This is a genomic window from Mycobacteroides sp. PCS013 (assembly GCF_049532645.1).
Lineage (GTDB): Bacteria > Actinomycetota > Actinomycetes > Mycobacteriales > Mycobacteriaceae > Mycobacterium > Mycobacterium gwanakae.
This window is the reverse complement of the sequence record NZ_CP150131.1, coordinates 2,251,226-2,266,047: the sequence shown is the minus strand read 5'-3', so window position 1 is coordinate 2,266,047 and position 14,822 is coordinate 2,251,226. Positions and strand designations below refer to the sequence as shown.

At 63.0% G+C, this 14,822-nt stretch carries 12 protein-coding genes and 1 pseudogene; 5 read left to right on the top strand and 8 right to left on the bottom strand.

The window, feature by feature from the left end:
* Positions 1–34 precede the first annotated feature (34 nt).
* On the top strand, positions 35–409 hold the full coding sequence (locus tag RHO23_RS11170) for a hypothetical protein (protein WP_123771740.1): 375 nt from the start codon (positions 35–37) through the stop codon (positions 407–409).
* Between the two features lie 94 nt (positions 410–503).
* Here the strand turns inward: RHO23_RS11170 and RHO23_RS11165 are convergent, their stop codons facing one another.
* Genes RHO23_RS11165 through RHO23_RS11150 form a run of 4 tightly spaced genes read right to left on the bottom strand, consistent with a single transcriptional unit; the run spans position 504 to position 4,917 of the window.
* Positions 504–1,319: a hypothetical protein gene (locus RHO23_RS11165; protein WP_423489076.1), complete on the bottom strand. Its 816-nt coding sequence runs from the start codon at positions 1,317–1,319 to the stop codon at positions 504–506.
* A gap of 3 nt (positions 1,320–1,322) precedes the next feature.
* Positions 1,323–2,120: a hypothetical protein gene (locus RHO23_RS11160; protein WP_423489075.1), complete on the bottom strand. Its 798-nt coding sequence runs from the start codon at positions 2,118–2,120 to the stop codon at positions 1,323–1,325.
* 44 nt (positions 2,121–2,164) lie between these two features.
* Complete coding sequence (locus RHO23_RS11155) at positions 2,165–4,564, bottom strand: hypothetical protein (RefSeq protein WP_423489216.1); 2,400 nt, start codon at positions 4,562–4,564, stop codon at positions 2,165–2,167.
* Positions 4,565–4,566: 2 nt separating this feature from the next.
* Positions 4,567–4,917, bottom strand: a complete 351-nt coding sequence (locus RHO23_RS11150) for a hypothetical protein (protein ID WP_070942986.1) — start codon at positions 4,915–4,917, stop codon at positions 4,567–4,569.
* A 264-nt stretch (positions 4,918–5,181) separates the two neighbouring features.
* Here RHO23_RS11150 and RHO23_RS11145 point away from each other — a divergent pair, with 264 nt between their 5' ends.
* Positions 5,182–5,685: a hypothetical protein gene (locus RHO23_RS11145; RefSeq protein WP_123771739.1), complete on the top strand. Its 504-nt coding sequence runs from the start codon at positions 5,182–5,184 to the stop codon at positions 5,683–5,685.
* Between the two features lie 93 nt (positions 5,686–5,778).
* Here RHO23_RS11145 and RHO23_RS11140 read toward each other — a convergent pair.
* From RHO23_RS11140 to RHO23_RS11130, 3 genes and pseudogenes are all read right to left on the bottom strand, one after another.
* Positions 5,779–6,945, bottom strand: a pseudogene (locus RHO23_RS11140) (HNH endonuclease signature motif containing protein); the annotation flags it as partial.
* An 87-nt stretch (positions 6,946–7,032) separates the two neighbouring features.
* Positions 7,033–7,809, bottom strand: coding sequence for an energy-coupling factor transporter transmembrane component T family protein (locus RHO23_RS11135; protein WP_070917383.1), 777 nt, complete (start codon positions 7,807–7,809; stop codon positions 7,033–7,035).
* Positions 7,806–9,773 carry a DUF2232 domain-containing protein gene (locus tag RHO23_RS11130; protein WP_070917384.1) on the bottom strand — a complete coding sequence of 656 codons (1,968 nt, stop codon included), beginning with the start codon at positions 9,771–9,773 and terminating at the stop codon, positions 7,806–7,808. Before RHO23_RS11130 ends, RHO23_RS11135 begins: the two co-directional genes overlap by 4 nt.
* 76 nt (positions 9,774–9,849) lie before the next feature.
* Here RHO23_RS11130 and cobA point away from each other — a divergent pair, with 76 nt between their 5' ends.
* Positions 9,850–11,049 (top strand): uroporphyrinogen-III C-methyltransferase, encoded by a 1,200-nt coding sequence (cobA, locus tag RHO23_RS11125; RefSeq protein ID WP_070917385.1) that lies wholly within the window; start codon positions 9,850–9,852, stop codon positions 11,047–11,049.
* A gap of 37 nt (positions 11,050–11,086) precedes the next feature.
* The gene (locus RHO23_RS11120; protein WP_064409148.1) at positions 11,087–12,604 is read left to right on the top strand and encodes an MFS transporter; all 1,518 of its coding nucleotides are present in this window, start codon (positions 11,087–11,089) and stop codon (positions 12,602–12,604) included.
* Here RHO23_RS11120 and RHO23_RS11115 read toward each other — a convergent pair.
* Complete coding sequence (locus tag RHO23_RS11115; protein ID WP_030093954.1) at positions 12,601–12,960, bottom strand: hypothetical protein; 360 nt, start codon at positions 12,958–12,960, stop codon at positions 12,601–12,603. The two genes, RHO23_RS11120 and RHO23_RS11115, sit on opposite strands and share 4 nt — an antisense overlap.
* A gap of 117 nt (positions 12,961–13,077) precedes the next feature.
* On the opposite strand from RHO23_RS11115, the gene RHO23_RS11110 reads away from it, so the two are divergent.
* Positions 13,078–14,820, top strand: coding sequence for a proline--tRNA ligase (locus RHO23_RS11110; RefSeq protein ID WP_030093953.1), 1,743 nt, complete (start codon positions 13,078–13,080; stop codon positions 14,818–14,820).
* Positions 14,821–14,822 lie beyond the last annotated feature (2 nt).

Sequence of the window (14,822 nt, the reverse complement as noted above, 5' to 3'; positions counted from 1 at the left end):
CCGTAAGTTAGCGCCTTGCGATTATTCTTGAGCGGTGACTGATCAAGCGGGTATCGGGCACGCGGTGTTGGCGCTGGGATCATTGCTGTTGGCAGCTTCGTTAGTGACTGGATGCGTTGTATCCCCGGAGCAACGACCTGCGGAGGTCACCAACACCTCGGTTGCTGTCACTGCCACAAATCCCGCACTTGAGATGCATAAGCAACTTAGAGAAATTGAGCTTCGTTCGCCCGAAAGAATTCCCGACTCAATGCGCACGCGCTTCCCATGGGCTTTCGATCTCCAGACTGGCCGTTTGGTTGACTACGATGAAGCTCTGGTTCGTGCTCAGGGGTACGACGGCTGCGCTTCTGCGTGTGTTCAAGCGAGCTATACAGAGATCCTGAACACAACTATGGTTGCGCGGTAGAAGGCTGATTGTCGACTTTATTCACGCGCGTTCTGGAACGCGTAAAGCACTTGAAGGCGTACGGATCCATTGCTTATGCCTGGTTGGATTTGATTCATTCGGGGAATTGTGGTTTGACGGGTTCGCGTGGCATTTGGAAACTGCCGCCGTTGGGTGGGTGTACTGTCCCGTGGCCGGGGGTTTGTACGAGGAACGGCAGGCGTTGGTGGAACCAGTCGCCGCAGCTTGATGGGACTTTGTTTGGTAGTAGCTGGTCTATTTTGGTGATGCGCCAGCCGGTGAATACATCCCAGGTAGGGGGCATCTCGGCGCGGGGGTCTTGGATGTCCGGTGATTTATCTACCGCACTTTGCACTTGATCCGGCGCTATGCTCGATAATTCGAAACGTGTGGCCCCCCCGACGGAACCGGATTGGGGCCCTGTGCCGAAAGCGTTGTTATCGGGCGATAAGAAAATGAAGCGGCAAACATATGCGCCGATATTTTTCCCCTCGGCGGAGACCGTCAAGTCGGTGATATGCAGATAATTAGTCATAGGCGAATTGCTGAGCATCGCCCATCTGCCTTCGGTGATCTGTGAGGTGGTGTCGAACTGATAATTGGGATCACGGGGGTCTTTAGGTCCGCCGATGGCTTTGAGGTAGCCGGGAAAGGTCTTTTCGGGCCCGTAAATCTGGGTCAGATCCAGGGCTTCCTGGGTGGCGCGGATCAGTTCGGCGGGGCGGGAAAAGATATCGATGCCCGCGTCGGCAGACCACACAAAACTAAACGGCGGATGTAGCTGCTGCACGGTCGGGGTTGCCGGTGAACTGTTGGCCTTGGTGTCCTCGTCGCGCTCCGGGGTGCATCCGGCGGTGACCGTGGCAACCAGCACGATCAGCACACTGAACAGTCCCGTTTTGATGCTCATTGCTTAGGCCTGGTTGGATTTGATCCATTCGGGGAATTGTGGTTTGACGGGTTCGCGTGGCATTTGGAAACTGCCGCCGTTCGGTGGGTGTACTGTCCCGTGGCCGGGGGTTTGTACGAGGAACGGGAGTTGCTGGTGGAACCAGTCGCCGCAGCTCGATGGGACTTTGTCCGACAGTAGCTGGTCTATTTTGGTGATGTGCCAGCCGGTGAATACATCCCAGGTGGGGGGCATCTCGGCGCGGGGGTCTTGGACATCCGGTGATTTATCTACCGCACTTTGCACCTGATCCGGCGCTATGCTCGATAGCTCGAAACGTGTGGCGGTCCCCACAGACCCGGATTGGGGCCCTGTGCCGAAAGCGTCGTTATCGGGCGATAAGATTCGCAGGACACAAACATATGCCCCGATGTTTTTTCCATCTGCGGAAACCGTCAAGTCGGTGATATGCCGATAATTGGTCATCGGCGAGTTGTTTGTCGTCGCCCATCCGCCTCCGGTGCTTTGTGAGGTAGTCTCGAACTGATAATCGGGGTCACGGGGGTCTTTGGGTCCACCGATGGCTTTCAGGTAGCCGGGAAAGGTCTTCTCGGGCCCGTAGATATGGGTCAGGTCCAAGGCTTCCTGGGTAGCGCGGATCAGTTCGGCCGGGCGGGAAAAGATATCGACACCCGCATCGGCGGACCACACAAAACTAAACGGCGGATGTAGCTGTTGCACGGTCGGTGTTGCCGGTGAACTGGTGGTGGAACCGGTGCCCTCGTCGCGCTCCGGGGTGCATCCGGCGGCGAAGGTGACCAATAGCACTATCAGCACACTGAACAGCCGGGTTGTTGTTTGTCTGCTCATCGCGGCTTGGGTGTCGGCTGGTTGATAACTTGCTCGTAGGCATTGCGGAAGGCGTAGCCTTGCCCGGAGTTACCGAGGGAATTCAGCATTTCCTGATACACCGACCCGACCTGCACGGCACCAAGACCCGCACGTTTGTTTGCTTGGGCGAGTGCGGTGTCGTAGTCGACGAGGCGGCCGTTGTTGTCGAAGGCCCAGCTGTAGTCGCTTCGCGGATCTTTGTTGTACTGGGCGAGGAGCTCGGGCGCCACACCTTGGAGCACCTGAAGGTTACGTATGTCGTAGTTGGGTGCTGATACCTGGGCGGTTTCGGCGCCGCCTTTGGGTTCTTGCCCGACGAAGGCGTTTTTGAGGGCGTCTTCTCCTGCCTGATCGTAGATCAGGTTGATGTATTCTCCGCCGGGGATTTTCCCGACCCCTTCTTTGCCGAGATCGATCAGCTTGCTTGCCGCTTCCCAGCTGCGGACCTTGGCATCGTAGATGTCTTTTTCCTTGATGGGTTTGTCGTCATTACCGTCTTGCAGTGTGGTGAGCAGACCCTGGTCCATGGTTCCTTGAAGAATGCCGGCGATTGCGAGATGCCCGGCCGCGCCTTGCGCCGAGGGGTCGTGGGCGTAGGCGCCCTGTTCGGCCAGGATCGTCGCTAGTGCGTCGCCCCGGAAGGTGTCTCCGGCCTGTGTGTCGCTGCCGATGATCGAGAAGATATTGGTCAAGCCGCCATGCCGGTTATCGGGGTCGGCCCAGTTGTTGGGATCACCGGACTTGGCGGGTACATCAAACCCGTCATCGCGATTGGGCCCGCCAGCCATCTCACTGAGATACGGGGACAGACTGTCGGCCCATTGCCGCATCAGCACCGGGTTGCGTTCACCGACGCTTTCGGTGGCCCCGCCCTCGCTATTGGGGATATTGAGCATGAGCTTGCGTGCGTCGTCCCCGCTGAGTGCTTTTGCGACCTGTTCCATAATGTCGCCATCGCGGCGCGCGATCTCCTGACCGGTGTGTCCTTCGCCGGGAGAGATGGTCTGATCGCCCGGGTTGAATTGGAACAGGCTCTTGGCCGCCGCACCGTCATCGGTCCAGTTGTGCGTTGCGATGTCTTTGATGAAGTCCTGACCGTTCTGTCCGGTCACGGCCTCATGCACCGCGATCTTGTCCGGGCCGACCGCGGCGAATATATCCTCGGTAACCCGCACACCCTCTGAATTGGTCTTGTTCTCCCCATCGACGAACAGCGCGCCTTTCATATCGGCGGTTTGCGCTGTCTCACGCTGAACCTCTGCATGCAGATACTGACGTCCCACATCGATCAGTTTCTTGTCCAGCGATGAACCCGACTGCAATCGGTCATCGGCGGCTCCCGCAATCCGTGCGACCGATTGATTGTCCCCAACCCCGTTCAAACTGACCCTGGCGATCACGGGTTTACCGTCGGTACCCTTGACGATGTTGCCCTTGGGGTCTCTCAGGTACTCGACCTTCGCGAGATCTCCACGGCTCAGCGAGTCACGGATCGAGCTTGGCAGCAGATTAAAACCACCGTCAGTGGGGATCTCCTTATCTCCACGGACGCTCGCTGTCACTTTGTCGTTGGACACCAGCTGCAAGACATTGGCCAAACCCTCCTTCGCGGCGGGATTTGTCTTGCCGATGGCATTCATGATGTCTTCAATCTCCTTAGGAGATTTGCCGTCCAAAGAGCGCGCCAGGGCATTCATGTATTCCATCTGCGAGGCAGGGATGGTGGCAGTATCGCCGGCGAGCAACGCGTCGATCGCGGACTGCGGCAATGAGCCCGCCTCGATCAGCCGTTGCAGCTGCTCAGGAGAGAGCTTCGAGGGATCATCCAACAGCTGCCGAACGTCTCTACCAGCCTGCTCAGCACCCAAACCCGCAGGTGCGACAAACGCAACCCGCAGATCATTCCGGGCGGCACTAAGCGCATTCTTGACGTTCGTGTCGGCCCGCTCAGTAGCGTTCGCCGCATCAGTGATCGCCCGCTGATGATTGGCCATATCCGTCTTCTGCTGCGCCGTCAGCTCGCCGGATTTGGAAACCTTCAAATCATCGCTCACTGAGAAGCCTGCGCCGGTGGCCGCGTTGATGGCATTGCGCGCGCTCTGGAGATGTGGATCGATCTCATGGAAGCCGTTCTTGGCGATATTGGCCGCGCGTTCTAAGTGGTCAACCACCTTGACCGCCGACTTGTAATCGGCGTCGGCGCGCGTTTGGGCAGCTTCGGCGGCCTTGCCCTCCCAATGCGCGCCGTTGATCGTGCTCACCGCCGACTTGTACCGCTCAAACAGGCCTTCGATCGATTTGCCCATCGCAATCCAGGCGTCACCGATCTGCGTCAACGTGGCTGGGTTCCACGAAAACACCTGGTTTTTGGTCATGCTCACGGGCGGGGAACCTCAGGTACGTCCCAGTTGCCGGTGGCGTTCGTATAGATCGTCGCGACTGTGGACTCGGGCACCTTGGACTCGTCGGCATTCTGATACTCATTAGCAACGTTGACCATGATCTCGCCGGTCTCACTTAACCGCTCCTTGACCGCCGCGACCAGCGTCGAATCCACCAGATCATGAGCAACGCTGGCAGCCTCCAACACGGCAGGTTCCATCCCGCCCGGCGTCGACAAATAGGGCCCCGCCGACGGCCCGGTCCGCAGCACCGCAGCCTCTTCCGAGAGGCTCTTCAACGTCGCGCCCAGCCCCCGCAAACGATCCAACTCAACCTTCAACGTCACTTCAGATCACCCTCCCAGTAAGTAACATCACACTGGTCAGCAACCATACCTGGCGCTGAGCTGACGTCCAAGAGGCCCTTGCCGATGTTTCAGAGTTTGCACGCTATACGACAGTCTCTTGCTGACCTCCGTGCGCAGACTGAAAGCGAGATCAGGGAGCGGGCAACAGATGCGGCCGCCGGCGAGGTACTTGACGAATTAGACCGCCGCTTACGGAACTTCACAGACACCATCCCCGCCAACACTCCGAACACCAAGACAACCGTGACGAACCATGGCGACGACATCGCGCAACTGACTCGATACGTCGTGGCCGTGGTGCGCGAAATGGGCCGGTTAAGCGCCGAATGTGCCGAAACCGTCCATGAACTGCGCCATCCCGCCGTGCGCCTCATTGGCAGGATCGAATCCGAGGGATACGCCGTCGATGACATCAACTTCACCCACGTCAGCGACGCGCGGGACTGGTCAATCGACGCACTCGACGGCCCGCACGTACAGGTACAGCTAGACGCCGAACGTATCGCCCGAACTGAACAAGCCACGGTGTACCAACAGCGACTAGAACGCATGGACGCCGCCGTAAAAGCCACCCGCGACCAATACGCTCAACGCATCCGCCAACTGCCCCACACCGTACAAGTGGCCGCACCGCAGAGAACGTCGCCACCCGAACCCCGTAAGAATTGGCACGAAGGCTTGCCCGCAGAAGTCATCCACGCCCTCAAAACCGGCGAACTACCACCCGAGCCCGACACCCCGCGATAGGTCGCTGCCCAACTCTCCTCGCATCGCTCCTGGCCAGGGCACGTCGATAAATCAGAGGGGCAACCTCTATATTTAAAGGTCAGTTTTATGACTTGTTGAGTTGTCGATGTCGGTGTCTCCGCCGTCGGCCCATTCCGTGATGTGGTGGACTTCGCAGAGGTATCCGGGCACTGTGCAGTCGGGGTGGGTGCAGCCACGGTCGCGGGCATGCAGCACGAGGCGTTGATCTGACGAAGCGATCCGCTTCGTTCGGCCGAGATACAGGGGTCGGCCGTCGTCATCGAAAATGCTCAGGTAGCGGTGGGCATGCCTGGCCATGCGGATCAGATCGCGCATCGGCAACCGGGTGCCGGCGCCGGTGATCGCGATCCCGGTCCTCTCTTCCAATTCCGCCAGCGTGGTGGTGACCACGACGGTGACGGGTAGGCCGTGGTGGGACCCCAGTTCCCCCGAGGCCAAGGTGGCGCGCAGGCAGGTGCGGAGGGCGTCGTGGTTGCGTTGCGCATCGCTGCGAGTGTCACGGTCGGCCGCGTCTTGCCCGGGTTCACCATCGACCACAGGGCTTTGATCGCTCGGGTTGCACATGCCGGGGGCGGCGAGTTTGGAGAGCACCGCATCGAGGTAGGCGCGGGTTTCTGGATCCAACAACCCGGAGATGGGTGACATGCCGTCAAAACCTTGCTGCCCTATCGTCATACCACGACGGCGTGCTCGATCCACATCGGAGAACTCTCCATCTGGATTCAACAGGGCCATCATGCGTTCAGCACCCACGCGCAGTTGTTCGGGCCGAAACCGTGCCGCCATGTCGGCCAGTTGTTGTTCGGCGGCTTCGCGGGTCGGGCCGTCCACCACCACCGGCAACCGGTCAAAAAAGCTGCGGATGATCCGGACGTGTTCCTCACCGATATCGCCGCGCCTCAGGGCGCCAGCCACACTTGGCAACTGAGGTGCCAGCACCTCACCGGTGATTGCCCGGCGCGGGGCTAGCTGCTCGGCATCGGCGATGCGGCGCCGGGCCGCTCCCTTACTGATATGCAGACGCCGCGACACCACATCGGCATACGAGGTGCCGCCCAACTCGACGGGCGAGGCCTGCGCAGTGACCTTCGGAATCAAGCCCCCACCCCGGGCCGACAACCGGCGCTGCAACACTTCCAGGCGTGCCATGATCGTCAACGCCTCGACGGCGGTCAGCTCATCGATCGACTCAGCACAGAAGGCGTCAACCGCCGTCTCCAACACCCTGATCGAACGCATGTTCGAATAATAGTGATCCCCACCGACAAAATCTCCCGGTTTGGGACACAAGAAACCATTGGGGCAAAAGGGATTCCGGGTCCGGTGTCAGCCTAGCGTCAGTGCCAGAACAACGACACTAACGAGCGCCGCCGCGGCGACCGCATCGCGCCATCCCGGATAGATGGGGTGCGCCGAGATCCGTCCCGCGCCGCCTCGTGCGGTGATCGCGTCACCCATCTCGGTGGCGCGGCGCAACGAGACCACCATCGCGGCTGTGCACAGATCGACGACTTCCGCACGCCGCGAAGGTTTTTCCGGTTGCGGTGGCTGAAGCCTTCGCGCGGCCGCCAACAACCGGAACTCCTCGGACAGCATGGGAAACATCCGGAACGCCAGGGAAATAGTGATTGCCCAATCGTCGACGGGCACCCGCAGGATGCGCAGGGGGCGACACAAAAGTGCCACTGCGGGAGCGATATCGGCGACCTGTGTCGTCCATGAGATCACCGCGCCGAGTCCGATCAGAACCAGCCCCAGCGACGTGACGCGCAGGAAATCAAGGAAGCCGCCGACGCCGATGGTGACCGGTCCGAATGTCAACTCGGGCGCGCCACCGTTCACGATGGTGAACAAGCTGCCCGCCACCACAAGCAGCCCCACCCACCGCGGGACGGACGGGATGCATCTGGGGGAGATGCCAGCAACACCCGCGGTCACGAGGATCAGCAGGGCGACGATCCCAATCGCGGCCCACGACGGCATGACGGTCAGCAACACCGATATTGCCAGCGCGGCCAGGAGTTTGGTGCCGGCCCACAGTGCATGGATGGGTGACGGCCCCGGAACGGGCCGCATCAGCATCAATGGACGTCGTTGGCTCATCCGGCGTTCACCAACTCACCCTGTTCCAGACGGATGGTGCGGGGACACAGCGGAGCGAGGCTGTCGGTGTCATGGGAGATCACGACGACGGCTTGACCACCGCCACGGATGCGTACCAGCAGATCGATGAGGTCGGCTTGGGCATCAACGTCCAGACCCGCCAGCGGCTCATCGAGGATCAGCAGGCGCGGCGAGCGGGCGAGCAGTCCGGCCAGGGCGACTCGCCGCAGCTGCCCGCCACTGAGCCGATCAATAAGCACCCCACCGATACTCGGGTCCAGGCTGACCGAGGCCAGCGCGCGATCAATACTCTCGGTATCGGCGACCGAGTACCCGGCGAGTGCGGCCACCGCGGCACCGGCGTGTCCCCGCAGCAGCTGTAGTCGTGCGGCCTGGAAGCACAACGCAACCGCGCCGACCTGTTCGGCGGTGGGGCGGCCATCGAGAAGGCATTGGCCCGCTGACGGTTCCAGGAGGCCCGCCATGATCCACGCCAGGGTGGACTTGCCGGAACCGTTGCCACCGCAGAGCAGTATTCCGTCGCCGGAACGAACCTGCAGTGACACATCACGCAGCACCGGCTGTGACCACGGCGTGCCGACCGCATAGTCGAACGAGACTCCTTGCACGTCGAGAATCGTTTCCCCACCAAGAGATTCGGTAGGGGATGGGCGTTCGGCGCCTTCCCGATCTTCTCGTACCTCAATACCGCCCAACGCCACTACACGATCGGCGGCGTCGGCCTCCTGCGGGTAGTGGGTGATGTGCACCAGCCCTAGACGGTGACGGGTGGTGAGTCCGTCGAGCACGTTGATGAGCGTCTGCCGGCCGTCGTGGTCGACCATGGTGGTCACCTCATCGGCGATGAGCAGCGCGGGTTCGCGCGCGAGCGCCGAAGCGACCGCGAGCCGCTGCAGTTCTCCGCCGGACAGACCTGCGGTGTCCCGGTCGCTCATCTCACCCAGACCCACTTCGGCGAGCAGACCATCGATATCGATCTCGCGGTCGTGCGGCAGCCCCCACACGATGTCGTCGGCCACACGCAAACCCAGCACCTGGCTTTCCGGATGCTGCAAGACCAGCGCGGTCCCACCCACCTGGCCCAGCCCGACGCCGCCGGGGCGCTCGATGGTGCCGGCAGTCGGAGGAACACCCGCGAGAAGACGCATGAGGGTGGACTTGCCGGAGCCGTTGGCGCCGGTCACCGCGATGTGCTCGCCGACATCGACGCGCATGGTTACTGCGGTCAGGGCATCCCGGTCGGCTCCGGCGTACCGGTAACCGGCGCCGGTGAGAACGGTTGGCAGTGGGCCGGGCGGGGTGGTGTCGTGTCCCGCGGGCAGCGTCCCCACCGAGGACAGGTCGGTGACTTCCTCCAGTCTGCGCAGCACCGGCGTCAGCACCCGCCAACCGAAGGAGGTCCCGAAGATGACGATGAGCCACACCGAGACCCCGAAGAACCAGGGCCAGTGCACGATCCAGCCCTGCACGGCGTGATCCAATCCCGCTGCGGCGCGACCGAGTAGCGGCACGCCACTCAACAGCGTCGCGAACCCGCCGACGTTGGCGGACACCGCGCCCAGGACAACCTCGCGAAGATTCCGCAAGGCCGCGAACACCCCGACGCAAAAGGACGAGACCAGCACGCCCCACAGCGCGGCGACAGCCAACATTGTTGCCGCGCCGCGATTCCGGCGCCGCACCTGACCGGCGATCGCACCCATGTACGCACATGTGAGCGCCGAGACCAGCCCCCCGAATCCGGCGATCAGAAAGCTGATGAGGCCGGCGGCGACACAGGCGGCCAACGCCACCCGGATGCGATGCCGGTAACACAGCACTCCCATCGGGACCGCTCCCAACCAGGCGAAGACCACTGCGCCGGGCAGCACGATAGAGACCACAGCGATCGCCCCCATGAGGGCAGCAGTCATCGCGGCCTGGGCCAACTCCGCTGGTTGCATACGATTCGGTTGCACTGGGACCGATTAGAGCACGGCTAACCCAGCCGCGTGATTCACGTCCACGTAAACTCGCGCGGTGACTCATGACGCCTACCTCGTCGGCCTCCGCCTCACCGGACGCAAGGTCGTGGTCGTCGGCGCCGGATCCGTCGCGCAGCGGCGTCTCGGGCTGCTGATCGCCAGCGGTGCCGATGTCCACGTGATCGCGCCCAGCGCCACGCCGGCCGTTGAAGGCATGGCCTCGATCACCCTCAGTCTGCGGCCGTACCAGGACGGCGACCTCGAGGATGCGTGGTACGCCATCGCCTGCACCGATGACCCAGCCGTCAACGCCGCGGTGGTGTCGGAAGCCGAACGACGTCACATCTTCTGCGTCCGGGCCGATTCCGCCCGGGAGGGCACCGCGGTCACCCCCGCGTCCTTCAATCACGACGGCATCGCTGTCGGTGTCCTGACCGGTGGACAGCACAAGCGGTCGGCGGCGCTGCGATCAGCCATCCACGAGGCGCTGCAGCGTGGGCTCATCACCGAGACCGCGGACGTGAAGCCCGAAGGCGTCGCGCTTGTCGGCGGGGGACCGGGTGATCCTGATCTCATTACCGTCCGCGGACGCAGGCTTCTCGCGCAGGCCGATGTGGTCGTCGCCGACCGGCTCGCGCCCGCCGAGCTTCTGGCCGATCTGGGGCCCCATGTCGAGGTCATCGATGCCGCCAAGATCCCGTATGGCCGCGCGATGGCCCAGCAGGAGATCAACCGGGTGCTCATCGAACGGGCGCAGGAGGGCAAGTTCGTCGTCCGTCTCAAGGGCGGTGACCCCTTCGTGTTCGCCCGTGGCTACGAGGAAGTCCTGGCCTGCGCCGAAGCAGGTGTGCAGGTGACCGTCGTACCCGGTGTGACCAGTGCGATCTCCGTTCCTGCGGCGGCCGGGGTGCCGGTCACGCATCGTGCGGTCAACCATGAGTTCGTGGTCGTCAGCGGACACGTCGCACCCGGACATCCGGAATCGTTAGTGAATTGGGACGCGCTTGCTGCCCTGAAGGGGACCATCGTGTTGCTGATGGCCGTCGAGCGCATCGAGCAGTTTGCGAAGGTCCTCATCGAGGGTGGCCGACCTGCGGATACCCCAGTGCTGGTGGTGCAACACGGCACCACTGACGAGCAACGCGTGCTGCGCGCGGACCTTGCTACTGCGCCCGAGCGGATTCGCTCGCAGGGCATCAGGCCGCCCGCGATCATCGTGATCGGCCCCGTTGCTGCGTATGGCGCCTCTTCGTGACCTAAGGGCACGTTAAGAGGACGGTAAGGTGTCGTGCATGCCTGCCCTCAGCGTCGAGCAGCTCACTCAAAAGGCGCGAGAACTCCTGCCGTCCCGGCACTACTTGTATGCCGTCATCGCGATCGCCGGTATGCAGTTTCTGGCCACCATGGACGGCACCATAGCGGTGGTCACGCTGCCCAAGATCCAGGCCGAGCTGCACCTCAACGATGCCACCCGCAGCTGGGTCATCACCGCGTACATGCTGTCCTTCGGTGGACTGATGTTGCTCGGTGGACGCCTCGGTGACACCTTCGGCCGTAAGCGCGTCTTCATCGGCGGCATCGCGTTGTTCACCCTTGCCTCCATTGGGGTGGGCCTCGCGCAAGAGGACATCGGTCTGGCTGTTTTCCGTCTCATCCAGGGAGTCGGCGCGGCTGTCGCCTCGCCGACAGCGCTGGCGTTGGTGGCCACCACCTTCCCCAAGGGGCCACTGCGTACCGCAGCCGTCGCGGTATTCGGTGCCATGACCGGGGTGGGCTCCATCGCCGGACTGATTGTCGGCGGTGCCCTGGCCGAAGTGTCCTGGCGTCTGGCCTTCCTTATCAATGTGCCCGCCGGTGCGCTGATGATCTACCTGGCCGTGCGGTCACTGACCGAGACCGAACGCGAACCGATGAAGCTGGACGTCACGGGTTCGGTGTTGGCGACCCTCGGCTGCACCGCCGCGGTGTTCGGCTTCACCCAGGGGCCCGACCGCGGATGGGATTCGCCCTACACAATCGTGTCCCTGGCCGTCGCCGCCGTGCTCCTGGTCACCTTCCTGCTCGTGGAGCGCACCGCGGAAAACCCGGTGCTGCCGCTTAGCCTGTTCAAGGACCGCAACAGGGTTGCCACCTTCGCGGCGATCTTCCTGGCCGGCGGCGTGCTGTTCACCCTGACCATCACCATCGGCCTGTACATGCAGGATCTGATGAAGTACAGCCCGCTGCGAACCGGAATCTCCGCCATTCCATTCGTTGTCGGCATGGGAATCGGCTTGGCTCTGTCGTCCCAACTCGTCACGCGGATGGCGCCCCGGGTGCTGATCCTGTGCGGTGGTGTCGTGGTGTTCGCCGCGATGCTCTACGGCTCGACGATCGACCGGACCATCGCCTATTTCCCGAACTTCTCCACGGCCATCTTCGTCGGCGGGCTCGGCATCGGCACCATCGTGGTACCGGTCATCCTCTCGGCCATCACCGGGGTGGATGCCGACCGCATCGGGCCGCTATCGGCGATCTCCCTCATGCTGCAAAACCTGGGCGGCCCAATCGTTCTGGTGATCATTCAGGCCATCATCACCTCACGCACGCTGTACCTGGGCGGCGCCAAGGGGCCGGTGCAGAACATGAACCAGGCGCAGCTGCACGCCCTCGATCACGGTTACACCTACGGGCTGCTGTGGATCGCCGGAACCGCTGTGCTGGTCGGGGTGGCGGCGCTGTTCATCAGCTACACCGCCGCCGACGTCGCGCACGCGCAGAAGGCGCAGACCGCGCACGACCAGGGTCTGGACGAAGAAGAGCTGGCTTAGCAGTCCTGCGGGGTGTAGTCCCCGGCGCGGAACAGCAGTCCGTTGGTGATGGGGATGCCGTCATTGACGGTGATGTGACACGACATGCGGAAGACGCTCGGAGGTCCGGCCGCGGTCACCCGAAGAACCGGGGGTGCCCCGTTGAGCTTGACCGTGCGTTCCCAGTAGTACCCGGCGAACGTGTGCCCCGACTCTTCCCGGAGCTGGTTGCCGTCTTGATAGGAGACGGTGAAATCGGCATTGCCGATTCCGATCGCCGACAACGAGTACTTGACCGTGGCCGGGGCGGCATCGGCCGGTGCCGCGACTCCCAAACCGAACACCGCCACCGCCGGAATGATCGCCCACGCACGCATGCGCTCGATGCTAGCCGGAGGCCGCAACGGCGCGCCGATATGCTGTGCAACCGTAACTGACGGTCTTCGCCCGAGAGGCTCAACGAAAAACATGGTCTTCGCCCGAGAGGCTCATCAATGATCACCCGGCTCTCCGAGCTATTCGTACGCACCCTGCGCGACGACCCGGCGGACGCCGAGGTTCCCAGCCACAAGCTGCTCATCCGCGCGGGCTATGTGCGCCCTATTGCCCCGGGTGTCTATAGCTGGCTGCCGCTCGGTCTTCGGGTCCTTCGCAAGATCGAGAACATCGTCCGCGAAGAGATGAATGCCATTGGTGGTCAGGAGATCCTGCTGCCCGCTTTGCTTCCGCGCGCACCGTACGAGACCACCAACCGGTGGACCGAGTACGGCGACTCGCTGTTCCGGCTCAAGGACCGCCGCGATAACGACATGATGCTCGGCCCCACCCACGAGGAGTTGTTCGCGCTCACCGTGAAGGGGGAGTACAGCTCCTACAAGGATTTTCCGGTCATCCTCTACCAGGTTCAGACCAAGTATCGCGACGAGGCGCGTCCCCGCGCGGGCATTCTGCGCGGTCGCGAATTCGTCATGAAGGACTCGTACTCCTTTGATACCTCCGACGACGGCCTCAAGACGGCCTACCACGCACACCGCGAGGCCTACCAACGGATCTTCGGCAGACTGGGCCTGGACTACGTGATTGTCGCGGCCACCTCGGGAGCGATGGGTGGAAGCGCGTCCGAGGAGTTCCTCGCTGAAAGCCCCACCGGGGAAGACACTTTCGTGCGGTGCGTGGAATCCGGTTATGCCGCCAACGTAGAGGCCGTCATCACTCCGGCACCGCCTGCGCGGTCTGTGGACGGACTCCCTGCGGCCGTCGTGCACGAGACGGGCGATACCCCGACCATCGCGACGTTGGTGGACTGGGCGAATTCGGCTGATCTCGGCGCGACCGTCACGGCGGCCGACACCCTCAAGAACATTCTGCTGAAGGTGCGCCAGCCCGGCGGCGAGTGGGAGCTGCTGGCTGTCGGAGTGCCCGGGGACCGCGAGGTCGACGACAAGCGACTCGGTGCCGCGCTGGAGCCTGCCGAATACGAGCTGCTCGGTGATGCGGACTTCGCTAAACACCCGTTCCTGGTGCGCGGCTACATCGGACCGAAGGGATTGATCGCCAACGGCGTTCGCTACCTCGTCGACCCACGGGTCGTGGAGGGCACCAGCTGGATCACCGGCGCCGACGAACCCGGAAAGCATGTGGTCAACCTCGTCGCGGGGCGTGACTTCACCCCCGACGGCACCATCGAGGCCGCCGAGGTTCGCGATGGCGATCCGTCACCCGATGGCGCAGGTCAGCTGGTGTCGGCACGCGGAATCGAAATCGGCCACATCTTCCAGTTGGGCCGCAAGTACACCGACGCGTTCACCGTGGATGTGCTCGGGGAGAACGGCAAGCCCGTGCGGCTCACCCAAGGTTCCTACGGCATCGGCGTCTCGCGGCTGGTGGCCGTCGTCGCCGAGCAGCAGCACGACGAGCTTGGCCTGCGGTGGCCGGCCGCGGTATCGCCATTCGACGTGCACGTGGTCATCGCGAACAAGGACGAGGCCGCGCGGGCCGGCGCCGAAGCGCTGGCCGCCGATCTGGACCGGCTGGGTCACGAGGTGCTGCTGGACGATCGGACGGCCTCGCCGGGTGTGAAATTCAAGGACGCCGAGCTGCTCGGTGTGCCCTGGATTGTGGTGATCGGCCGCGGCTGGGCCGACGGCACCATCGAGCTGCGCAACCGATTCACGGGAGAGGCGCAGTCCATCGCGGTGGCCGATGCAGTGACGTCCGTCACGGCGGCGATTCGGTAGGC